The sequence below is a fragment of the Paenibacillus sp. AN1007 genome, assembly GCF_040702995.1.
Lineage (GTDB): Bacteria > Bacillota > Bacilli > Paenibacillales > Paenibacillaceae > Paenibacillus.
The window spans coordinates 2,537,372-2,561,316 of sequence record NZ_CP159992.1; the positions used below are offsets into that span (position 1 = coordinate 2,537,372).

Here is a 23,945-nt window from a genome sequence, read left to right on the forward strand (position 1 = left end):
TGTGAAGTTGTGTAGTTTTGGTAACTTGCTTCTCAGTTCTTTTGTGGTTCATTACCCCGATGAGCTTCTACAGCTTTTCTTCCCATGTTCATGGACAGCTGTACACTAATCATTAGCAGTACAATGACCAGCATGGCAATAATAGAGATATAAAACTGTCCGCTGAGATCAAAGATCCGTCCTATAACAAGTGGGCCGAAAGCGCCCATGATATAACCTCCCATTTGTGACATGGCTGACCACGTTCCTGCTTCTTCAGGCGTATTTGTTGCCATGATGGGCAGCATCAGCGCTAGCGGAAACAATCCACCAGCACCGATACCGAGAAAAAGCACTGCTGGAAGCATCGGCACTGGTGACAAGAGTAACACAAGACCGATGAGTTCAGACACACTGCACAAGACAAGCCATTGTTTGATCTTCCCGGATCGATTTACAAGATTCGGAATCAATAACGCGACAGGAACTTGAATCAATGTGAATACGGTTAGAAGCAGCGCTGCATGTTGTGAACTGTATCCAAAGCTGAGGGCAATGGGTGAAATCCATGCCGTCAAGCTGTAGAACATGCTGGCCATGAAACCAAAAAACAAGGTAAATTGAATTGCTTTTTTATTACCCAACGGTAATCTGAGACGTTTTATATCGCTTCTGGAAGGTTTGTTTTTTCGAACAAGCCCAATCCAGAAGAATACTGCAATAATCCCCAAAATAGCCCAACAGGACAAAGCAAATGAAAGATTATGCTGACGTTGCGTGTAGATCGGAATGGTCAACCCAGATGCCAGGGCCGCTCCAATTGTCATGGATACGGAGTAAATACTGACTATGCCAGGGTTTGCCGGGAAATACTTTTTAATAAAGCTGGACAACAATGGCCCGGCAAGACTAATACCAATCCCACCGACCAACGCGGTAACGATCAAAATAGTAACCGATTGATCTGCACTGCGGAGTGCAGTGGCGAGTGTAATGAGAAGAAGCGAGATGAAAATAGTTCGCTCCAAACCGAGACGCTGACTTAACGTTGTGGTGGCCGGGGCGAACAGTCCCATGCACAGGACGGGTAATGTAGTCATCAGACTTGCTGTTAATGCGCTGATACCCAGTTCCGTCTGAATCATACTCATCATGGATGCCACAGAAGTGATGATGGGACGCAGATTCAATGCTGCGAAGAACAGAGCTAATACATAAAATATTTTTTTCACCTTTCTCTTCCTCCTGAATCTTGTTGAATTAAATATGAGTATAAAGCCGCCCCATTCATTGATCAATCCAATAAATCGTATTATTATGATAGTAAAATACTATCATTCTGCGAAGGAGAAAAGATGGATACTCGAAATTTAACATATTTTATGGCGGTCTTCGAGCTTCTTCATTTCACGAAGGCGGCAGAACTTCTCGGGATTTCACAGCCTACGTTAAGTCAGCAGATACGTCTGCTTGAGGCTGAAGTGGGTATGCCTCTTTTTGATCGAATTGGCAAAAAAGTGGTTGCAACCGAGGCAGGCAGACTTCTACATCAATACGGTATGAAAATGATTCAGGCTGAAATGGATGCAAAAAGTGCGATTCAAGAGCTGCGATCGGAGAAACGAGGAACTGTTCGACTTGCTGTGTTACCCTCTGATCTTGATTTTCAACTCGTCCCGCTGTTTGTGGAATTCAAGACAAGGTACCCTGACACGAAATTACAGGCTTTCTCAACGATCTATGTACGAGACGAAGTATTAACACATAAAGTGGATCTTGGCATCGGGCTGCGTGGTCCTACCGATAGACGACTCGTGCAGATTCCTTTGGGGAGCGAGCCTTATGAATTATTTGTTCATTCTTCGAGTGATCTTGCGAGTAGACATGAAATAAGCCTTGAAGAATTGACGCAGCTTGCACTGGTCATGTACCCCAAAGGCTATATAGGTAGAGATTTGGTGGATGAGGTTTTCCGGGAACAAGGTTTGGAGTTAACTACGGTGATGGAAGCCGGTTCCGCATCCTCCCTGCTGCAGCTTGTAGCAGCAGGGATCGGTGCGACAATCCAGCCGAGAGAGCTGTTAAAGCAGCATTCGGGCTGGGAAGATATTGTAACGATACCTATTGCGGGTGCCGCACCTGTTCGGCACATGGAACTAAGCTACTATGCAGATCGATTCATCAGTAAAGCGCAGCAGCAGCTAACGGAATGGCTGATCGGATTTTTCAAATCTAGAACGGATTGACTCTCAAACCTCAAACTGAAATCCAGTTCAATTTCACGTTTCAATCGGGGTGATTACTTTATTAGGTACCCACCCCTTCTCGCCTTCTGCAGTGAGTACGAGACTCCATTCATTCAGTTCCAGCTCTTTTTTTACAATCATACCCGGTATAACGTTCAATTCATGCGCAGAGTAGTCCTCTTGAACACTCGCCAAAAGCTCTTCATTAGGTGAACTTAGTATTTGTTTTGGCACCCAGCCGCGCTTTTTAGATTGGACCGCTTCACAAAAAATCCAGTTGGGAAATTGAGTATCTTCCTCCCCATAATGTACAATCTCTCCTCTGGTTAATACAATGGGATCTGGATAATTCGACTGATGTGAATGAATTACTTTATACGGATTCATATGTATTCCCTCCTGCTGTGCCGTGCTGTATTTCACATAAAAGTGTTGTGTGTGGCTAAAGGTATTATATCAAAATGTAACATAACTCTAAATATAAAGTGTTCATTTTCTATAGAGCAGCGCCTAGATTACAGCGAAAATATACGCTAAGCCTTCGGTATTAACGGCTTAGCGTTTTGGGGTTGTTTTAACTTCGATCGTCCAAGTGATACAGCCAGATCGGAGGATGATTCAACTTTCAATGTTTTTCATTAGTCTCCATGTTTAATCTTCGTTATGAACGGTAGGTTGTCCATAAGCGCAGAGGAAGACACGTACACCTTCAGTAATAATACGTTTGGTCTGTGCTTCCTCCAAAGCACCCGTTCCACCCGGTCGATTAAACACCAATAAAAACGTTAATGCAGCAAAGTGTTTTGCTGCCATTTCAGGATCGGGTACATGGAGCAGTCCGGTTTGTCCAAACTCGGTAAACCTCCTAATAAGCTCCTCTTCTGCTGCGTTATCCAGCTTTTCCAAAAACGAGGATGGCAGGTTGTCCGCTTCCACCGTGATCAGACGGATTAAAGCGCTGTAATCCGACGAGCCTTTAGCAGAAGCGACGAATTGTTCGCAGAACAAACACAGCGCCTGTTCCAGATTCTCGAACTTCCTGAGGTAATCTGAAATGCCCTGCTTGATCAGTTCCAGCACTGCCTCACTCGTTTCTTCCGCAACAGCAATCAGTAGGTTCAGTTTGTCCCCATAATAATCATAAACGGTTCGTTTAGACACCCCCGCCCTGGCTGCGACTGCATCAACGCTGGAACGATCAAACCCGTCTGATAGAAATAGATCTCGTGCTGCCGCAATAATTTTAGCTCGTTTCTCTGAAGAGCCTTGGCGTATTTTTTTGTTTTCCGTATTCTCCATCCTGACGTTCCCCCTTATAGGTATAGTATCAAAAATGAGTTCCTCTTTACAAACTACACTGTACGGTGTAGTGTAATTAATGCAGTGCTCTAAATGAATGATCAGGGAGGAATTTATTCATGAAAACTACGCAGTCTGTTGTTGATGTGCTCATTATCGGAGCTGGACCGACAGGGCTTACATTAGCCTGCGACCTTGCTCGCCGCAGCGTCGATCATCGTATTATCGAACGCAGTATTTCGTATAATGCAGCATCTCGTGCCAAAGGAATCCAGCCCCGCTCGCTGGAAGTCGTCGATGATTTGCAGGCTGTTCATTACATTACGGACACAGGTGTCGTAGATTTGCCTGTTCGTTATTATACGGAAGAAGGCCGGAGTGCGGATAAGCGAGCTATAACCGTCTCAGCCAGCGCCGAACTTGAAACACCTTACCCTGATCCGGTCTGGATTGCTCAATTTGATGTAGAAAAAGCGCTGCGCGAACAATATGGGGTACTCGGCGGCCAAGTTGAATTGGGGGTTGAAGCCGTAGGACTTGTACAGGAATTGGATAGTGTTGTGGTAACCGTTAACACACCGCAGGGAGAAGAGCATATTCGAGCTCGTTATGTAGTCGGTGCTGACGGAGGCAAAAGCAATATCCGCAAGTTTATTCATCTGCCACTGGTTGGAAAAACACACGATCAAGAGCGGTGGTATCTTGGCGATGTACGTCTGGAAGGTCTGGATCGTGATCATATTCATATCTGGACTTCCCCCGAGGGAATGATTGGGGTGACACCATTACCGAAATCCGACATTTGGCAGCTTCAGGCTACAATTTCGGCAGAAATTGAGGAACCAGAGGAGCCGTCGCTCGAAGTGTATCAAGCTATGTTTGACCGACGGGCGGGTGCCAGACGAGTTCAGCTCACGGATGCCTCCTGGCTCTCCATCTACAGAATCAACGTAAGAATGGTTGAAACTTACCGCAAAGGCCGAGTTTTCCTCGCTGGCGATGCTGCTCATGTTCATTCCCCGGCTGGCGGTCAAGGCATGAATACGGGGATACAGGATGCGTACAATCTCGGATGGAAGCTGGAAGCCGTTCTGCGTGGAGCGGATAACGCTCTGCTTGACACGTACGATGAGGAGCGGCGTCCTGTTGCACGAGCCGTGCTTGAGGACAGCACCAAAAAGATGGGAGGGGTCTTGGGAACGGCGACTGAACGCGGAGCTTTATCCCGAACGTTAAGCGCCATTTCCGACGATTTGACGACCGGACTGCTTGTTTCCTATCGTTCAAGTTCTCTTACCCGCCCTACTCTTCGCACAATTGCTGCGCGTACAATGCCTGGGGATCGGGCGCCTAACGCCGAGAGTCTGCAAGGCATAGGGTTTGCAGGCAATCTTTTTGACCTGTTTCGAGGGCCGCACTGGACTCTTTTGGCTTTTGTAGACGATACCAATCAGCTCAATTGGAAGAACTTCGCCTACGACGAACTCCATGTGCACTGCATCCTGCCGCCGCATGCACAGGAGACGGCAGGCATCATCGACGCAGCAGGGAATGCTTATCGAATTTACGATGCAGTAAACGAAGAACTTGTATTGATTCGTCCCGACGGTTACATCGCACTGCGCACTTCCATTGCAGACTGTTCATCAATTCTGCAGTACTTGAATTCGATATTATCACCCAAGCTCATCTGAACAGCGACAACGATTTGAACTCTTCATGATCGATATTCCTGACGATAAATAAAGAAGATGGCCCCCTGAAACACCGGAGCCATCTTCTTTGATATTCAAACCATTTTATAACGGAAATAGTCAAAATCAGCATGTTTGCGTGTCCCGCCCAAATCCTGCGCACAAAGACCGATATAAGTCCCGGTGAACCGGATATACTCTGGAGATTCGTCACACAGATGTGTAATATCTGTCCACTCACCCACTTGAATCCAGGAGTAATCCTCGTCCGAGCTGTAGTAAAAACACGCCTGATCATGATCGATCACAGCTTTGAGGCGAATTTGATTTCCCTGCTGCAGCGGAATGTCCTCCTCCAGAAGCTCATCATACAGCCCATATCTGGATTGGATGATACCCAGGCACAGCCCTTTTTCTTCATGATGGGTTACCCGGAGGTAGAGATAGTCTTGAGTGTCGTAATACAGTATCAGTCCGGCCATCTGCTGTGGATGATCTGGAGCGAATTCCAGGCACGTCTCGGCTTCACATTCAAAACCCTGCAGTCTGCGAGCAACCATGCTCTGTCTGTGCGTCGAACTCATCGATTCCATTCCATACAGGCGTAAGCAGCCGGGACGTTCCGTCAGAGTAACCCAACTTGGGTCCGGCGGGATACGAAGGGTATTCCAGTCTTGACGAAGCTCGGCTTCTTCAAATTGATCCATCTCTGCTGGTGGTTCGAATGGGTGCGGTTCTAGATTCGGTGCTGTCACCTGAAGCTCAGGGTATCGTTCCCCGCTGGCAAGCCGAAGCCATCCGTCTTCACTCCAGGTACAGCGCTCGCAGCGCTGTCTCACGTCCAAGGATGCAGTGTTTCTCCTTCACAGGTCTGCCCACCAGATGTGCCATGTACCATTCACCTGTGGGTGTCTCGACGAGACTGCCGTGGCCGGCCTTTTGCAGCGGTAGATCTGTTCTGCCGTGTGAAGTGAGCATCGGATTAGCCGGATCGACCTCATAAGGACCCTGTAACGTTCGTGAACGAGCAACCGTAACCGCATGCTCATAACCGGTTCCACCTTCAGCTGTGACCAGATAATAATAGCCCTGGCGTTTATACAGATGGGGCGCTTCGGTCAGTCCCAGTTTCGTTCCTTCAAAAATGTTAATCGCGGGGCCAGTCAGCTTCTGCTCCTGAACCGAGTATTCCTGCAGTACGATGCCTGCGAAGCGGTTTTTGCCTTTGCGGTGATCCCAGATCATGTTAACCAGCCATTTACGTCCATCTTCATCATGGAACAAGGACGGATCGAAACCGCTGCTGTTTAGATAGATTGGATCGGACCATGGCCCTTCAATATCCGATGCGGTCACAAGGTAATTGTGAGTATCTTTAAAGGCACCAACCCTGCTCTTCACATCGGTATATATCAGATAGAACACGCCGTTATCCCAGCTGAGACAGGGCGCCCATACGCCTCCTGAATTAATATTCCCCTCCATATTTAATTGGGAAATTCGCGTCAAGGGTGAAGGCAGCGCACGCCAATGAACCAGATCCCTGGAGTGATGAATGCGTACACCCGGGAACCACTCAAAGGTGGAAGTGGCGATATAATAATCCTCCCCTGCCCGGCAGATGGAGGGATCGGGATGAAAACCGGGCAGAATGGGATTGGTGATCATCGGATTGATCGTATTCATGTAGAGAAACCTCCGGTAAATAAGTAATTAACGTACATCGGTATAAAATCAGTTCATTCGTGTAGGAGCTTTAAGTACTGTCCTTTGTTCAGTGCCATCCCAGTGCCTTTTTGCCAGCCTCCAGCGCAGTAACGATCCGGTCAACATCGTACACATTGCCTCTCCACGTACCTCCGCTGACAGACTGCAGCGCCGCCCATAAGCGTGTATCATCAGGCAGTGCTCCATCTGGCCGCATATCCGGGTGAAACGGCCTTTGTGCCAGAATGAGGGCTCCTTCTTCAGGGGAAACCTCCATTCCTTTCGTACCTATAAAGTTAACACTGCCATCCAGCGTACCCCGATCCACAACAATATCAATTAAGTCGCCATTTCTCAGTTTACCAATGGGCCCGCCTGCCAGCCCTTCAGGACCTACATGACCAATACAAGCTCCTGTGGAGACGCCAGAGAACCTGGCATCGGTGATCAGGGAAACGTATTTGCCAAACGATAAATGCTTAAGTGCAGATGTCAGCTGATAAGTCTCCTCCATGCCGGTTCCTGAAGGCCCGCGCCCAAGCAGCACGATGATGTCCCCCGCCGCAATTCCGCCTGTCTTGATCGCACGGATTGCTTCCCGTTCCGTAGTAAACACTTTCGCTGTACCCCGGTGACGGTATACACCATGCTCATCCAGAACATCCGGGTCGATCGATGTGGACTTGATAACGGAACCTTCCGGAGCAATATTTCCTGTCGGAAATGTCACCGTCGATGAAATCCCCAGACGCTGCGACTGCTCTGTACTCATAATAACGCTGTCCGGGTCAATCCCGTCCCTTTCCTGCAATTGCTTCCTCATTACATGGCGGCGTTCGGATGTCTCCCACCAATCCAGTACATGACCCAACGACGTGCCTGTTACGGTAGGTACAGATTCATCCAACAAACCAAGGCGTCTGAGATGAAGCATGACCTCGGGTACACCGCCGGCTTGGAACACACGAATGGTCGGGTAAAAGATGGGGCCGTTAGGCAGCGCACTTACCAGTCTGGGGACATGTTTGTTGACTTGAATCCAGTCCTGCACATTAGGCAGTGTTAAACCAGCCGCATGAGCAATCGCGGGGATATGAAGCAGCAGATTGGTAGACCCGCCGAAGGCGGCATGCACGACCATGGCATTACGAATCGACGCATCGGTAATAATGTCGGCCATCCTCGTTCCCTGGTTCTCCATGCTGATCAGTGCACGAGCAGACTGCCTAGCCATCTCCATCCAGATGGGCTGCCCGGAAGGGGCAAGCGCAGCATGGGGTACTGTCATACCCAAGGCCTCAGCCACAACCTGAGCGGTTGCCGCAGTCCCCAGAAACTGACATCCACCGCCTGGTGTAGCACAAGCCCTGCACCCTAAGTCCGCCGCCATTTCAAGCGAAAGCTCTCCATTCGCGTACCTTGCACCGATGGTCTGAATTTTACCTGCGTCCTCCCCATCCGTAGGTGGAAGAGTAACACCGCCAGGGACAATAACACCCGGCAGCTGCGGCATACCTGCAAGTGCAAGCATCATTGCGGGCAGTCCTTTATCACAAGTGGCAACGCCGAGCACACCTTTTCGTGTAGGCAGGGATCGAATCAAGCGGCGGAACACCATCGCAGCATCATTTCGATACGGCAGCGAGTCGAACATGCCTGTTGTTCCTTGGGATCTGCCATCGCAGGGGTCACTGACATAACCGGCAAACGGGATACCGCCCCGGCTGGACAGCTCTTCTGCGGCCGCCTTCATCAGCAGTCCCACTTCCCAGTGACCCGTGTGATAACCGAGCGCTGCCGGACTGCCATCCTCATTTCGAATACCGCCCTGTGTACTCAGAATCAGATACTGTTTTCCGTTTAATTCTCCAGGTTTCCAGCCCATACCCACGTTCTGGGACATGCCGAACAAGTCACCGCTTGGAGCGTTACGCAGTAAATCATCCGTTAAAGGCAGACGTCCCGATACCCCTGGAGCATGAGCCGTTATCTCGTAAAGATCAGACGACTTTCCCTCACGTTCAGACGCCTCACTCTCCAAATTAGACGTCTCTTCCCCCATAATTGATAGGATTTGTTCGTACATGATACCCTCCCCGCAGTTTAAGACTTGACAAAGACTGTTTTGATCGCGGTGAAAAATTCTACAGCCGCTTGTCCCTGCTCTCTGGAATGTGAACTGGACATCTTCATTCCGCCAAACGGAGCCTGTAACTCGACACCGGCCGTCTCGGCATTAATTCTCACAAGTCCAGCATCCATATCGCGGATAAACGAGAGCATAGACCCGACATTTTGCGTATAAATCGAAGCACTTAATCCGTAGTCACTGTCATTAGCCAGCGCTATAGCTTCTTCAATAGAATCTACCGGCATCAGTGCCAGTACTGGGCCAAATATTTCTTCCCGGGCAATAGACATATGAGGTTTGACACCTTCGAATACCGTTGGCTGTACATAAAATCCGTCTGCAAGCTCAGGAGTATCCGGTTTGTTTCCTCCAGCAAGCAGCACAGCACCTTCATCCTGACCTTTTTGAATGTAATGCAGCACGGTGTTAAGTTGTCCTTCACTAGCGCATGGGCCCATCCAGCTCCCAGCAGACATCCCGTCACCCAAGCGGATTTCCTGAATCTGCGACAGCAGTTTTTCTTTAAATGCGTCATATATTTTCCGTTCGATAATAACGCGGCTGGTAGCCGTACATTTTTGGCCCGTTGATTTCAGACCACCGCTAATCGTTCCCTCGACAGCCAGATCCAGGTCTGCATCTGCCGCAATGATAACCGGGTTTTTGCCGCCCATTTCAAGCTGGTATTTGGCTCCACGAGCGAGTGCTGCAGCTCCGACCCGTTTGCCGACTTCATTGGAACCGGTAAACGTAATTCCATTCACATCGGGATGCTCGGCAAGCGCGGAACCGATGACCGACCCTTTACCACATATAAGGTTAAGAACTCCCGCCGGGAGACCTGCTTCTTCAAAACATTCCAATACCTTGGCTGCCGTAACCGCTGTTTCCTGAGCAGGTTTAAGCACAACCGTGTTGCCGTAGATCAGCGCAGGTGCTGCTTTCCAGATCGGAATAGCTACCGGGAAATTCCACGGTGCAATCACACCTACAACACCAAGCGGTACACGCGTTGTGAACATTAAGGCCTCGCTATCTGTAGACGGAATGACATCACCCGTTTTGCGCATGCCTTCTCCTGCGTAGTATCTTAAGATCGCCACACCGCGCATCGTTTCGCCTTTGGCTTCCGGGAAGGTTTTGCCCATCTCTCTTGTCATCGCTTCTGCTACTTCATCAGCTCGGCGTTCAAGCACATTTGCTGCCTGAAAAAGATAGTTACCGCGTTCAGCACCCGTTAGTTTCCGCCAGGACTTTGCCGCCGTTTTGGCTGCTGCTACAGCCTGATTCAAGTCATCCACGCCAGAGGCAGGAACATGCCCCACGATTTCTTTTCGATTCGCCGGATTGAGGCTGGGTTCTGTTTTGCCGGACTCCGCCTTCACCCATTCACCGTTAATAAAATTGTTATAGGTCTGCTCTAACTGAAATGCACTCATGATCTTCATCCTCTCTATTCGTTGAATTAGGTTCTCTGAAATGGTCTGATCCTTTACTCGTTTCCAATGACCGGGTTAACAAGGGTGCCGATACCACTAATCGATATTTCAATACGGTCACCTGGGTTAAGCGTAAAATCATTAGGCGGTACAATATTTGTACCTGTCAGGAGTACCGTGCCGTCGAACAGATCATTATCTCTTGCTAAAAAGGATACCAGTTCATCCAGCTTCCGGTTTAATTCACTCGTGCTGGCCTCACTTTTGACAACCAATTCTCCATTCCGATATATCTCGCAGACAATATCCAGGTCATATGGATTCTGCACCGTTTCCGCCAGTCGGATTGCTGGACCGATGGAGCAGGAATTGCGCCATATTTTGGCCTGTGGCAGATACAGCGGGTTCTCCCCTTCAATATCCCGGCAGCTCATGTCATTGCCTGCAATATATCCGACGATACTGCCATCTGCGGCGAGTACAAGCCCAAGCTCAGGCTCGGGAATCTGCCAAGTGGAATCACTGCGGAGCGTAACCGCTTCATTCGGTCCAATGGTCCGGGCCGCTGTGGATTTGAAAAAAATCTCCGGACGTTCAGCATCGTAAACTTTGTCGTAGAACGTATTGGCATCCAGCTTGCCATCCGTCGCTTCGTAATTCCGCGCTTCCCGGCTTCGCTGATACGTCACACCGGCTGCCCATACTTCGGGTGCTTCAATTGGATTGACAAAATGCAGGGATGTCCAATCATCCGTCAGTTTGTTTGCTGGCTTAAAAGCGCTTTCAACAAGCTGGACTGGTGAAATGCCCTGCTCTCTTGCCTGATAGATCAAAGTCATGAAATCGGCCTGCGGCAAACGATAGGCTTGTTCATCATCCGTAACGGCTGCCAGCCACTTCTGTTCTCCATCCAGAAATCGAATAATTCGCATGTAAACCTGCCCCCTGTTTTCCCCTTCGGGTTGATAGTACTAACTTACCATCAGGTACGATGCATGGCGATGCTATAATCAATCCGACGATTTACCCTTTTCACGCATTGTTTTTCTGTTAAGATAGGATTATAAGTTTCACAAAAAGATAATAAAGGTGAAGCCTACGCTTCGGATGCATCTTTCTTTCATAAAGCTTTTAGCTTCGGTTTTTCAGGTTCTTTCTGTCCTCTCCGATTTTATGTAAAGGACTAGTTCAACAATAACCAACCGTTATAAAAGGTACAGGACTAAGGAGGTTGAGCTGCCGTGAACAAACATACAGAAGCGATGTATTTAGGTCGTCTGCCGGATGTTCGCATGTCGTTTCAATTAATGGGGCTGCATGCCAGGAAGGCGGATTCAAACTGGACATATCCATCCCATGAGCATTCGATGTATGAAATCCACTGGATGATGGAGGGGCAGATGAGTATGGTGATCAATGGTACGGTGTATGATCAGTCCAAGGGAGATCTGCTGTTTATTCGGCCCGGGATGACACATTCCTGCACGGGTGCGGGACCGGAAGGTTTCACCTATTTTTCGGTTCATTTCAGCGTTCATGATACGCCCTTTTGCCGGGAACTTAACCGCAGCAGAGACACTTATTATCCGGCGGATTCCAGTCTCGCATTAACGATATCTCCTGTTTTGTCTACCTTATACGATCTGGCTGCTGAGCACATGTCCAATTCATTATCCTCATCCAAACAAATGAGGGTGCATGCCGCTGTATTTGAACTGCTCGGTTCACTGGTTGGACAGTTATCTCAGACCACATCTGTTACACTATCGAGAAAAGAAATGATTGCCCAACAGATCGCTGAGCACATTGAGGAATCCGTAAGATACATCCATCTGCACGGCGAGATTCAGGAAGGTAACCGGACCTGGATTCAGGATATCGCCAAATCACTGAACTTAAGCACCTCGCAGGTGAATCGCATTTTTCGGGAGGTCTACGATCAGGCGCCGCGTCAATATTTATCAGAAACCCTTCTGAATGAAGCCCAGCGACTGTTAAAGCAAACTGATCTGAACGTGGATCATATTGCGATGATGCTGGGGTACAAAACCAATGCTCATTTCAGTCGTCAGTTCAAGCGGTGGACAGGTATTACGCCCAGTAAATTTCGTATGCATGCCCAGCAGGGCGCAGCCGATCATGCGCATCATGGAGAAGGGGTCAAAGCTCATGCTGAGCATGAGTTAACATGAAAAAGCAGCTCGCGGGTAATTGAACATCACCACAGGCTGCTTTGTTCTGCAGATTAAATTTGCGCTGTATTTTATTCGAAAACCTGAATTAACTGAGCGTAAAGGATGCCAGACTTGCGCTTCCCGTTCCCCGGTATGTCAAATATAAAGCCTGCTTGCCGTCCGGAATGGCCGCAGCAGCTGTATAGGGTTTCCACTCGTTGGTGAAATGTACCGGGATTGTTCCCAGAACGGGACCGTCCCATGAGGTTTTGACCTCGAATGTTCCGCTGCAGTATCCACGCACCTTGATCGTCACTTGATGAACATCTTTACAATTGAAGTATTTAAAACCCGCCGTGGCCGACTCCGTCATGTTCGCAATATAGCCTGTTTCTTCGTCGCCATCCCGGCCATCCTGGGTGATTTTCGGAAAACGGCTGTCCAGCCAAGCGCCTGCACCGAAACCTCCCGTGTACTGTTGATCATCTTGTGTAAACAGATTGCATGCGAGATATGCGGGATATTCCCCTTTACCTTCGAGAGGTCCATCGTTTGAACCACAGGAGGTCATTTCGACTTGAGGAATGGATCCATCCGGTTCAAAAGAAATCTTCTCGATACATCCCTGCCGATTGAATGCATCGCCGTTCGTATGTCGGTGATAGAAAATATACCAGTCTGCGCCGATCTCTATGATGCTGCCATGGTTGTTGCCGCCGTAATACATAGGTTTGCCAGCTGGCTTATACGTATCGATATGCAGATCGCAGTTGCTTACAATTACGCCTTGATATTTGAATCCTCCGGTTGGAGATGTGCTGGTCGCGTAACATAACTCGTGCATTACAACAGAGGAATAGACCAGATAGTAGATCTCGCCCCTTTTGCGGATCGAAGGTGCTTCAAAGAATTCATGTCCTTCAAATCCGCTGCCCTCACTATAGGGTTGACTTGGTGCAATAAATACGGGTTCCTCTATAATGGTAAGCATATCAGGCCCAAGCACCGCTGCCATAGCACCATGTCTGGAGCGGTCACCTGGCGCACAGAACCCGGTATACAGATAAGTCCGCTCTCCTTCTGTCATCACACCGGGGTCAAACTGCGGCTCATCCCCTTCTCGTTCTCCGAGCCGGGTACCGTCAGCATATTTTACATAACCATAGAATTCGTACTTACCCGCAGGTTCACTGCATACGGCAACCGAAACCACAGGCACTTTATCGAGTACATAATATAGATAATACCGACCATCGGGACCTCTCGTGACATCAGGGGCATATAGACACATATGACCATCCGGATTCAGTGGATCATCTGTTTTTCGATAAATGACGCCCTCATTCCGCCAATTCCCAAGGTCATCTACGGGTGCAGACCAGCACACATAATCGTTCAGGCAAAAAACATGCCCGTTAAAACGATCATGTGAACCGTAAACGTACACTCTGTCGTTAAATACGTAAGGTTCCCCATCCGGCACGTATTCCCAAGACGGAAGATATGGATTCAGACCTTGTTTTCTCATTACAATGCACTCCTTGTTTAAAATCATTGGTTTAATTACTTCCGCAAATGATGCGGCTGTACCGAAAAATCTTCCTTATAATAGGATTAGTTCGATGTTCTGAAATCGTTGTTACTCCACAACATGTTTGGTAAAGGTGATGAAATAATGAATACTATTTTTTATGCTGAGTATGACGCTGCCCACCACAGTCAATTTGTGTTTGATATTCCCGAAGGTCATGATTGCTGGCTGCTGGTGGTCACACAGACTCCCGCTCTGTTCTGGGTAGATGGTAAACTTCAACCCTATCCGTCCCATTGTGCTGTTCTCTATGCACCTCATCAAAAAATATACTACCGCGCTTGTGCAGAACAGTATGTGAATGACTGGATTCGTTTTGACACGGATGAGCTTTATGTAACGGATACTTCTCTCCCGCTGGGGAAGCCATTTCCGTTAGATGACCCTGAATATTGTCGCAAGCTGTTTCAATTGCTGGTTGCTGAGCATTCTTTGCAAAAAGACTATCGGGAGTCATCCATAGATTATTTGCTGCGAACACTGTTTAACAAACTGCTGGAGTCTTGTGATCAAGAAAATATTGGCCCGCAGCATTACCCTCTCATGAAACTTCGGACAGCGATCCACAACCATCCAAGTCATCCATGGACAGTTGCTGCTATGGCCAAGACCTTAAATATCAGCCCAGGCTACCTGCAGTCCATTTATAAAAAATCCTTTGGGGTGTCCTGCATGGATGATGTCATCCACAGCCGAATTCGATTGGCCAAAGAGTATCTCGGACATCATCGCTATACGGTTGTGGAGATAGCTGACAGGTGCGGATACCGCAATGTAGAGCACTTTTGCCGGCAGTTCAAACAGATCACGGGTGTATCCCCTAAACAATTCAAGGAGCATCGACCTGATCGAAGTTTGTAGGCACAAACACTAGGATAAGTGCTAACACATATAAAAAAACACAAACATAAGCTCTAGTAACAACATAAATAGGGTGTTCTTAGTATTTCATGTTGGTAACGCTTTCTATTATTAAGTTAAGGTTTTGCCTACTCGGCTGCAATGATTTATCCTGAATGATTATTGATCAATTCTCAGGTTTGATTGGATGTTGGCGCAAAAAGAGAAATTCATGATATCACATTTTATTAATACCGCTTCGTACTTTCTTAAAATCATCATATGTATACGTTCTAAGTATAGTTATTTAATGTACTGCTAGGGTTTAACATTTGTGTCACGCTGGACAGGCTTAGACTTATTCGGCGTCGGATTGTTAAGCTTTTTGCGCTTTTGAAAAGTGATATAGGTCGTAATGATTAAAAGTGCGGGAAATCCGATATAAATCAGGATGTATAAAATAATAGGTCCAAAAACAAGAATAATAGCATCTGACGGGCCGTTATATATGCCGTTCTCCTCCTTCATGTAATTATAAATTCTAATGTTTACGATATGCATATTATACAGTGATTACATCTACTGGTCGATGGCGTCATGCTGGATGAAAGTGTTCTTCGCAATACATGGTCAAGGAAGGTTCATATCGTGGATCTACGGCTCCTTTATTAAGATCTATCTGTAACATTTTCAAACTAGGATCGTTACTTACTTATATATGCAGCTAAACATATAACAGAAACGAGAGATATCATGAAAAATAAAGCTTCCATGATTCTATTCATGTTGGGATTAGCTATTGCACTTTCTGCTTGTGCTGATGGAACTAAGAGTAATTCGGAAGTAAACCAAACGACCCAAACAGGGAGTGGGAGTAGATCTAAGGATGAACAAACAGCTGCTGAAACAACTGCAGAATCGAAAATTAATTTTGAAAAAGGTGTATTCATAGACTTAGAAAAAGAGAACAATGCCCTGTTAAACGAGCAAATCAAAGAAGTTTTGAAGAAAAATCTTGACGCTCAGGTAAGTCTAGATGAAGAAACCTTCCGAAGTACATTTAAAGACTCGAAGACTGCAGATTCTTACATGGGAAGCTTTGGCGGAGAATATAAGTTTACAGAAATATATAATATTTCAGAAGATAAAACTAAACATCAGATCTTAGTAAACGTTACTGGAAAGATGTTAAGAGATAATGTCATTGAGGATGCCGCTATCACCTATTACTTTGATGCTGATGCCAATGGGAAATGGAGTACATATACCCATCAGTCAGGAGGTAAAACATGAAAAAAGTAGTCCTGCATTCTTTGTTACTTATACTATCAATAGGGATCATAACTGCTTGTGGTAACATTACGGACTCTGAATCACAGTTGGAAAATAATACACCTAAAACAGAGCAAACTGAAACTCAAGTTGAGAGTGCCCCTAATATAAAGACAGGAGTTTTTATTGATCTAAATTCCGTAGACAATCCTTTGTTTAACAAGGACATAAAAGTGTTATTGGAGAGAACATTAGATTCACTAGCCAATAAAAAAGAGAAAGAATTCAGAAGCGTTTTTGCAGATGACGGGACTGCCGACGCGCACATGTTTTTGTTTGGAAACGATTATGCATTTGAAGAGATGGGAACAATTGATGAAGATCAAGAAGGTAGAATCATAGTAGAAATTAGAGGGAAAGTTGTATCTGATAACGAGGTGAAAACACCCAATTCGTTCTACTATTTTGTAAAAAGCAAACAGGATAAGTGGCGTTTAGGGGCGATTGACTAACCATTTTTCTAGTAACCAATCTATTCTACGTTTTTTTCGAGATTAGTGGTAAAATAAACAAAAAATAGTCTAACGTAAGGAGATTGGTTTGTGATGAACGAAAGACCTACTAAAGAAGAATATGCTTCCTTCTACGAAGGATACATTCAGCTTGTTCCTGAAGGAAACGTAATTGAGCTGCTGGAACAGCAAGGTACACAGGTAAACACAGCGATTCGTGCTCTCACAGAAGAACAAGGAAATTTCCGTTATGATGCTGGCAAATGGAGTGTCAAAGAGGTTTTTGGCCATCTTATTGACAATGAACGCATTATGAGCGGGCGCTTGCTTCGGATCGCCAGGGGCGATGTCACATCTCTTCCGGGTTATGATCAGGACATTCTGATGAGTAGTCATCCGTTTGAATCCTATACCATGATTGATCTGGCGGAAGAATATGCAGCTGTAAGACATTCTACCGCACTTCTGCTTCGTCGTCTCAGCACCGAGGCCTGGTTGCGCAGAGGCATAGTTAACGATCATCCGGCTTCAACGCGTTCTATCGCGTGTGTGATAACCGGACACGAACTGCATCATCTGTCTGTACTGCGTGAACGTTACGGGATTAAGCTGTAATCTTAAGCTTCTGGACAATACAGGCGCTGCTGCTCAACGAAATGAGAGTAATATAAAAAAGGAGAATCTGTTCATCTAACGATGAATAAGATTCTCTTCTCTCTTTAACACGTTTCATCTTGATCTCTTTGCTGCTGTTTTCTCAGCTTGAATACATAATATATTGGTATGAATCCGCAAATGAACAAAATTGCCCCCATCCCTAATCCTTCAGCCCATCCTGTGTTCGCTGCACTTGAAGTTAGGATCATGACTGCGGCAGCAATCAGAAGCAGTACAGTCAGACTGACCATGAAAGCTTTCCCTGGATGTTTCACTCCCCTCTCCTGTTCTACACTAACACTGATCGATAAGTAGGCAAAAACAACAGATGTTAAAATAAATATAAACCAAAGCGGATTGCTGCGCATGGATTCGATACCACCTCTGACCAAGTCAGAGCCCAGTACAAAAAGAATACCTAGAGTTTGAACAATGTACGTAACCTTAAAATGGTGCAGGTTTCTCAGAATATTGGATTGAAGAACCAAATTTATTCGAGAATAGATACAGAGCAGTCCCTTATCGATTTATTAATCTTGTCATTGTAAAATGAAATAAACAAACGGATTGGAGTGAAGCGAATTGATCGGATCTTCACGCTATTTGAGACAGGTACAGCTTATGCGAAATCTGGTTCCTACTTTTCAAGCGTATCCTTTTGATCTGGCAGTGATTCGAAATCTACATACACTTGATTTTCATCCCAAGGTAACCTACATTGTTGGTGAAAACGGCATGGGTAAGTCTACACTAATGGAGTCCATTGCTGTCTCCTGGGGATTTAATCCCGAAGGCGGAACAATGAACTTTTCATTTTCTACTCAGGCTACGCATTCGAACTTATTTGAATATATTCAGTTAGTCAAAGGCCCGCGGCGTCCCAGAGACGGATTTTTTTTCAGGGCTGAAAGCTATTATAATCTGGCGACGACCATTGATGAGTTAGATCGTGAGCCTTCACCGGGACGTCCTATCAAAGATTCGTACGGTGGAAAGTCACTGCATGAGCAATCCCATGGAGAGTCCTTTTTCTCCACATTTGTTCATCGGTTTGGGGGAAATGGCTTGTACATTCTGGATGAGCCCGAGGCTGCATTGTCGCCCCTTCGTCAGATGGCCATGCTCACCCGCATTCATGAACTGGTGCAGCAAAATTCTCAATTCATTATTGCTACCCACTCTCCGATTCTGATGGCGTATCCCGATGCACAGATCTATAACCTGACACCAGATGGAATTGAGATTCAGACGTTGGAAGAAACGGATCATTATCTGATCATGAAGGAATTTCTGAATAACAAAGACAAGATGATCCAGCAGTTATTTGAGGATAACGATAATTAAAACCGCGAATACGAACAGCCGTCAACGGTTTGAATTGACGGCTGGGATGATCTGATTTTTTTTATAATGAAGCATCTCTTCAGCGATGTTAACCAAATCCTCTTTACTGTCAGCATAAGAAAAACAGCTAACCAACCTCATTAGCTGTTTCTCTATATTCACGGTGATTCCTTATGTTATGATGTCTTCTTCCTCAGCTCTTGTAATAATAATCCGGGATGTTGGTCCACCGTTTTTTCAGTTCATGTGCAATAGCTTTCGGTTTGCGATCACGTGTGAAGATGCCTTTTTTATTGCCCTGCACACGGATGATTCCCTGAGTGGTGGCAAAATCAGCAAAGTTCCATACTTGTTCGCCAACAAACTGTTGAAATTCATCAAACACCTCATGGTTTGCTCTATAAAACTCCACTTGGTATTCCTCGGTAAACATCACGGGCTCAACATCATGTAATCCGGCAACCGTGTCCGCTCCGTATTCCGTCATCATAAAAGGTTTATGCGGGCATCGTTTCAACCAGCCATTAAATTCGGCACGAAGCTTTTCTTTGGCCGAGTCCAGATTACCCCCATCGACATACCATCCATAGTATCGGTTAAAGGTGAGAATATCCAAAAGCTCGGCAATCTGATCCTTTTCTGGCGAGGATTCCATCTGAGTAACAATCGTAACCGGACGTTTCTGTGGATCTAATTCTCTCGTTAGATCAATCAATGGTTTGAAATATTCGTAAGCTCCCTTTTCTTCAGAAGCAGGTTCGTTAGCAATATTCCACATGACCACACAGGCGTGATTTTTGTCCCGCTGTATAAGCTCGCGAATCACATCCTGGTGATGTTCAAATGTATCGAGTTCGTCCCATGTATTCTTCAGCACACCACCACGATGAACAACCAGCATGTTCAGATGCATACCGACCGCTGGCACCTCATCAATGACTACAAACCCTTCCCGATCGGCAAGTCTCATGACTTCTTCTGAATAGGGGTAATGTGCAGTACGGAAAGAGTTGGCTCCCGTCCACTTCATCAGATTAAAATCGAGTACATTGGCTGGCTCATTAAAACCTCTGCCATGCATGGTTGTATCTTCATGCTTGCCGTACCCTTTGAAGTAGAAAGGTTTATCATTAATGAGGAATTTTCCTTCCTTCACTTCCACACTTCTCACCCCAAACGGCTGTTCATAAACGTCAATCGTTTCGCCTTCGGCTTCCAGTTCGACGCGCAGCGTGTACAAGTAGGCATTTAATGGTTCCCACAGTCTGACATTTGGAATGATCATTTCACCTGACTGGCCTTCATATTCTGCAACCATCGTGCCGGATTCGTCGATAATTTTCACTCTAACCGAAGCTGTACCAGTAATATCAATCGAATACTGAACCTGACCATTCAGTTCGGTTACAATGCTAATATCTCTAGTATAGGTCTTTGGTGTTGTGTATATTTTTACAGGTCGATGCAGACCAGCATAGTTGAAAAAATCGAAGTTCGGCAGGTTCTGCAGTGTTTTTCCCCCGCCAGAAACCTCCTGCTCAATGATAGATCCAACGGGTAATGTCGTTTCATCTACGATATTATTTACTGCGACGGTTAAGCGATTCTTCCCTTTTTGCAGATAACGGTTTATTTCAGCTTCAAAAGGCAAAAAGCCTCCTTTATGCTCTATAACAAACTCACCATTCACATACACTTTTGCTAAATGAGTAACTGAACCAAATCGTAATACGATTCTCTCATGATGTATTGAATCTGGGAGCGTAACATCACGTTCATACCATACCCAGCCAACATGGTCACGAATTTTCGCACTTACTCCGATGTCATTATAGGATGCTGGAACCACCATACACATCGGGTCTTGTAGTTTTCCAAGCTGCCAGTTTTCTTGAAACCCTGCTCCTTCATCCAACTTGAAATTCCAGATTCCATTGAGATCTATGATGTGACGTGTCTCGGTCAATATAGGGTATAACATATAAACATCTCCTCCATCTTTGAAAAATAAGAGCTTCTTCTACCTCCTGTCGAGTACACCATATCAAACTAGTATCAGTTCATCCTTTTTGTATTGATATCGCTTACAAGTTGGGCTGTACGTTTCTTGTTCAGCGGGTATAGAAAAGCAATACAGATAAATACGAGAAACAGACCACAAGCTGGTACAAGTGTTGCTAGAAAATATATGCCTTCAAGTGTGCGTGGTGTCTGCACCTCAAGTGCAGCGTTATATCCAACAGCCGCCATAGCTGCCCCTCCAATGCCTCCGGCTACGGCCTGTCCGACTTTACGTGAAAAAGAATAAATGGAGTAGATCGTAGCATCCTCGCGTAATCCGGTGACATGTTCATGATAGTCTACCAGATCCGTAATAAAGGCCCAGCTAATGAGATTGAACAGAGCATATCCGAACAACCCAACGAAGAGAATCGCCATATATTGAACTGCCGAAAGATTCGGAATGAGATATAAAAGCAGGTAAACTACGGTTGAAAGTAAAAAGCCTGCAGCAGCTACTTCTTTTTTTCCAAACTTCGCTACGAGCGGTTTGACTAACGGCATCCCGATAAATATAGGGGCGGATTGAACCAGACTAAACACACTGAGCAGTTGAGCATTACCAAAATAGTCTTTGAACAAATACGTATTAACCGTACCAATCAGCATTAAATTGATTAAAAAAATAAGTGATCCAATCAAAAAGACGATCAGCGGTTTATTTTTCAAAAGACCATGCAGCGTTTTTCTCATATTGGTGTTTGGTTTCTCATTCGCATCCGGGATGACACGTTCGATGGATAATTTATAACATGCCATATAAGAAGCAATGGACAGAATTCCAAAAATGACGGCTCCCAGCATGAAACGATTGGCATTCGCTTCGTTATTAACAAATAAGAGCAGTGGACCCACAACACCGACAAATAATTGCGCCAATGTGGCTCCCAGCGATCTCCATGTAGACAGCACCGTACGTTCTACAGGGTCCGCAGTAATGACGGATGCCATGGAGCCGTATGGGATGTTAACAGTGCTGTACAGCGTTCCCCATAGAATATATGTGACATAAGCGTAGGCAAGATAGAATCCGTTGGACATGCCCGGGATATAAACAAACATGAGTACCCCGGAGATTACAAGCGGGAATGACATGCGATAAATCCAGGGTTTAAATTTACCGTGTTTTGATGCTTTTCGGGTATCAATAAAGCGCCCCCACGTGACATCTGCTATGGCATCCCATAAACGTGCTAACAGGAATAAACCTCCGACGGCAGCCGGATTAATATGAAATACATCGGTGTAAAAGACCATCAAAAACGAAGCAACCAAAGCAAAGAAGAAATCGTTCCCAAAATCACCAAACAAATAGCCGAATTTATCCTTATATCCAAAAGGACGCATAAAAATCCACCTCTCTATTTAAAATGGACAGCAACTGTGCAGGCATTCTTTACCATTTAATGCAGATACTTTTGGTAACGCTCTCATTTCAAGTTATACGTTTTCTGTTTATATTGATCGAGCGGCTGATCCCCCTTAACTCCATGCTTGAAATCGATTTCATAAAAAATTATAATCGGTTTTGTAATGTTTCATATGGTATGTTTCACATATAAAAAGGAATATTCACATTTGATTTTCACTACTCGGAATGAAACGGAGAATTAAGGGATGTATAACTGCAGCGTTGAAAATATTGAATATATATGTAATATGACACATCATTTGTACAATGTACCTGTTTACTATGTTGACAACCAGTACAAGCTGACCTATCAAGTCACACCTGTAAATTTTCCGCGTAACCCGCTATTCCCCTCTGAATATGAGATCATGACAGATCTATTCTCCAACATGGAAATACAGCAATTTCCTGTCCTCCGTGAAACGATTTATCTGGAGAAATATTTCGCAATACGTATCCGTGCTGATCATCAGTGGAACGGAAGCATTATTGTAGGACCGATCATTAATTTTCGAATGACAGAGGAGATTATTCGCGTTACTTTGAGCGATCTATTCACCCAGGCGGATAACAAGGAATTGAAAGAATATTATGATCGTGTACCTGTAATGAGTAACTTTAATTTTATTCATCTCAGTATGGTTGTTTATTTCATGCTCTATCAGGAACAATTAACGCTGGATGACATCCTGATGAAGAATGAGAATGAACGCTCGAAGAAAGAACTGGAGATTGAGCAGCCCTATAACCAAATCATTGATGATCGCCAAAATAATCTAATCCATACCGAGATCGATAAAGAAAAGAAACTTTTTGATTTTATTCGATTAGGTAGAACAGATAAAGTACTTGAAACGTTTCATACGATTCATAAACAAGGCAAAAAAAGTGTGTTGTCCAAGACGAGTTATTTGCGCAGTCAAAAAAATCTGGCGATCTCCCTCATCACTCTTGCAACTAGATCAGCGGTAGAGGGCGGCGTGTATCAAGAGATTGCTTACAATCTAAGTGATCTATATATCCTAAAAATTGAGGAACTAACGGATAGCCAGGGGGTGGAGGATTTAATGGAGGATGCTGTGCTCGATTTTGCGGAACGTGTCGAGCATAGTAAAAAACACAAATATTCGAAGCCGATTAACATCTGCCGAAATTATATTTTTAACCATCTAAATGAACGAATCACGATTGCTCAGCTGGCTCAAATGACTGCCTTGAACCCTAATTATTTATCCAATTTGTTCAAAAAAGAAGTAGGTATCTCGATCTCACAATTCATTTTAAAAACGAAAATTGAAGAAGCTCAAAATCTGTTGATGTACTCTCAATACTCTTTAGCAGAGATTTCTATTCTATTAAATTTTTATGATCAAAGTTATTTTGCAAAAGTGTTTAAAACTTATACGGGGTGTACACCCAAGCAGTTCAAAGATCAAAGAAATAATGACAAATAATGAATTAAGTTTATACGACATACTAGGGCGTGTCATGGAACCCGCTGAAGTGCATCTTTTACCCCCTTTACGCCCACTGCTGCCTCCTTTCCCTTGACGTGCCTCGACACGCCTGCGGTAAACTTCCTGGTATT

Annotated in this window: 19 protein-coding genes and 1 pseudogene; 9 read left to right on the forward strand and 11 right to left on the reverse strand. The window is 45.5% G+C overall.

The window, feature by feature from the left end; all coding sequences use genetic code 11:
* Positions 1-32: 32 nt before the first annotated feature.
* Positions 33-1,211, reverse strand: a complete 1,179-nt coding sequence (locus tag ABXS70_RS11285) for an MFS transporter (RefSeq protein WP_366295860.1) — start codon at positions 1,209-1,211, stop codon at positions 33-35.
* A 123-nt stretch (positions 1,212-1,334) separates the two neighbouring features.
* Here ABXS70_RS11285 and ABXS70_RS11290 point away from each other — a divergent pair, with 123 nt between their 5' ends.
* Complete coding sequence (locus tag ABXS70_RS11290) at positions 1,335-2,225, forward strand: LysR family transcriptional regulator (protein ID WP_342556153.1); 891 nt, start codon at positions 1,335-1,337, stop codon at positions 2,223-2,225.
* 33 nt (positions 2,226-2,258) lie between these two features.
* Here the strand turns inward: ABXS70_RS11290 and ABXS70_RS11295 are convergent, their stop codons facing one another.
* Together ABXS70_RS11295 and ABXS70_RS11300 are read right to left on the reverse strand one after the other, a co-directional pair.
* Positions 2,259-2,612 (reverse strand): SH3 domain-containing protein, encoded by a 354-nt coding sequence (locus tag ABXS70_RS11295; RefSeq protein WP_366295862.1) that lies wholly within the window; start codon positions 2,610-2,612, stop codon positions 2,259-2,261.
* Positions 2,613-2,876: 264 nt separating this feature from the next.
* Complete coding sequence (locus tag ABXS70_RS11300) at positions 2,877-3,524, reverse strand: TetR/AcrR family transcriptional regulator (RefSeq protein ID WP_366295863.1); 648 nt, start codon at positions 3,522-3,524, stop codon at positions 2,877-2,879.
* A 119-nt stretch (positions 3,525-3,643) separates the two neighbouring features.
* On the opposite strand from ABXS70_RS11300, the gene ABXS70_RS11305 reads away from it, so the two are divergent.
* The gene (locus ABXS70_RS11305; protein ID WP_366295864.1) at positions 3,644-5,218 is read left to right on the forward strand and encodes an FAD-dependent monooxygenase; all 1,575 of its coding nucleotides are present in this window, start codon (positions 3,644-3,646) and stop codon (positions 5,216-5,218) included.
* Positions 5,219-5,313: 95 nt separating this feature from the next.
* Here ABXS70_RS11305 and ABXS70_RS11310 read toward each other — a convergent pair.
* The 4 genes and pseudogenes from ABXS70_RS11310 to ABXS70_RS11325 form a co-directional block, all read right to left on the reverse strand.
* Positions 5,314-6,904: pseudogene (locus ABXS70_RS11310) on the reverse strand (glycoside hydrolase family 43 protein).
* 88 nt (positions 6,905-6,992) lie between these two features.
* Positions 6,993-9,011: a YjhG/YagF family D-xylonate dehydratase gene (locus ABXS70_RS11315; protein ID WP_366295866.1), complete on the reverse strand. Its 2,019-nt coding sequence runs from the start codon at positions 9,009-9,011 to the stop codon at positions 6,993-6,995.
* A gap of 17 nt (positions 9,012-9,028) precedes the next feature.
* A complete protein-coding gene (gene gucD / locus ABXS70_RS11320) occupies positions 9,029-10,495 on the reverse strand; it encodes an alpha-ketoglutaric semialdehyde dehydrogenase GucD (protein ID WP_342556147.1) in 1,467 nt (488 codons plus the stop codon).
* Between the two features lie 53 nt (positions 10,496-10,548).
* The gene (locus ABXS70_RS11325; RefSeq protein WP_366295868.1) at positions 10,549-11,427 is read right to left on the reverse strand and encodes a fumarylacetoacetate hydrolase family protein; all 879 of its coding nucleotides are present in this window, start codon (positions 11,425-11,427) and stop codon (positions 10,549-10,551) included.
* A gap of 309 nt (positions 11,428-11,736) precedes the next feature.
* Between ABXS70_RS11325 and ABXS70_RS11330 the strand changes: the two genes are divergently transcribed.
* Entirely contained in the window at positions 11,737-12,687 is a 951-nt protein-coding gene (locus ABXS70_RS11330) for an AraC family transcriptional regulator (RefSeq protein WP_366295869.1), read from the forward strand.
* Positions 12,688-12,775: 88 nt separating this feature from the next.
* Here the strand turns inward: ABXS70_RS11330 and ABXS70_RS11335 are convergent, their stop codons facing one another.
* Positions 12,776-14,197 (reverse strand): family 43 glycosylhydrolase, encoded by a 1,422-nt coding sequence (locus ABXS70_RS11335; RefSeq protein WP_366295871.1) that lies wholly within the window; start codon positions 14,195-14,197, stop codon positions 12,776-12,778.
* A gap of 147 nt (positions 14,198-14,344) precedes the next feature.
* Between ABXS70_RS11335 and ABXS70_RS11340 the strand changes: the two genes are divergently transcribed.
* From ABXS70_RS11340 to ABXS70_RS11355, 4 genes are all read left to right on the forward strand, one after another.
* Complete coding sequence (locus ABXS70_RS11340; protein WP_366295873.1) at positions 14,345-15,121, forward strand: AraC family transcriptional regulator; 777 nt, start codon at positions 14,345-14,347, stop codon at positions 15,119-15,121.
* Positions 15,122-15,853: 732 nt separating this feature from the next.
* Positions 15,854-16,393: a hypothetical protein gene (locus ABXS70_RS11345; RefSeq protein WP_366295875.1), complete on the forward strand. Its 540-nt coding sequence runs from the start codon at positions 15,854-15,856 to the stop codon at positions 16,391-16,393.
* A complete protein-coding gene (locus tag ABXS70_RS11350; protein ID WP_366295877.1) occupies positions 16,390-16,884 on the forward strand; it encodes a hypothetical protein in 495 nt (164 codons plus the stop codon). Before ABXS70_RS11345 ends, ABXS70_RS11350 begins: the two co-directional genes overlap by 4 nt.
* 93 nt (positions 16,885-16,977) lie before the next feature.
* Positions 16,978-17,499, forward strand: coding sequence for a DinB family protein (locus ABXS70_RS11355; protein WP_366295879.1), 522 nt, complete (start codon positions 16,978-16,980; stop codon positions 17,497-17,499).
* A gap of 104 nt (positions 17,500-17,603) precedes the next feature.
* Here the strand turns inward: ABXS70_RS11355 and ABXS70_RS11360 are convergent, their stop codons facing one another.
* Entirely contained in the window at positions 17,604-17,909 is a 306-nt protein-coding gene (locus ABXS70_RS11360) for a hypothetical protein (RefSeq protein ID WP_366295881.1), read from the reverse strand.
* A 253-nt stretch (positions 17,910-18,162) separates the two neighbouring features.
* Between ABXS70_RS11360 and ABXS70_RS11365 the strand changes: the two genes are divergently transcribed.
* Positions 18,163-18,885, forward strand: coding sequence for an AAA family ATPase (locus tag ABXS70_RS11365; RefSeq protein ID WP_366296618.1), 723 nt, complete (start codon positions 18,163-18,165; stop codon positions 18,883-18,885).
* A 193-nt stretch (positions 18,886-19,078) separates the two neighbouring features.
* On the opposite strand, the gene uidA is transcribed toward ABXS70_RS11365, so the two are convergent.
* On the reverse strand, positions 19,079-20,866 hold the full coding sequence (gene uidA, locus ABXS70_RS11370) for a beta-glucuronidase (RefSeq protein ID WP_366295883.1): 1,788 nt from the start codon (positions 20,864-20,866) through the stop codon (positions 19,079-19,081).
* A 74-nt stretch (positions 20,867-20,940) separates the two neighbouring features.
* A complete protein-coding gene (locus tag ABXS70_RS11375; protein WP_366295885.1) occupies positions 20,941-22,293 on the reverse strand; it encodes a glycoside-pentoside-hexuronide (GPH):cation symporter in 1,353 nt (450 codons plus the stop codon).
* A gap of 270 nt (positions 22,294-22,563) precedes the next feature.
* On the opposite strand from ABXS70_RS11375, the gene ABXS70_RS11380 reads away from it, so the two are divergent.
* Positions 22,564-23,811: a helix-turn-helix domain-containing protein gene (locus tag ABXS70_RS11380; RefSeq protein ID WP_366295887.1), complete on the forward strand. Its 1,248-nt coding sequence runs from the start codon at positions 22,564-22,566 to the stop codon at positions 23,809-23,811.
* Positions 23,812-23,945 lie beyond the last annotated feature (134 nt).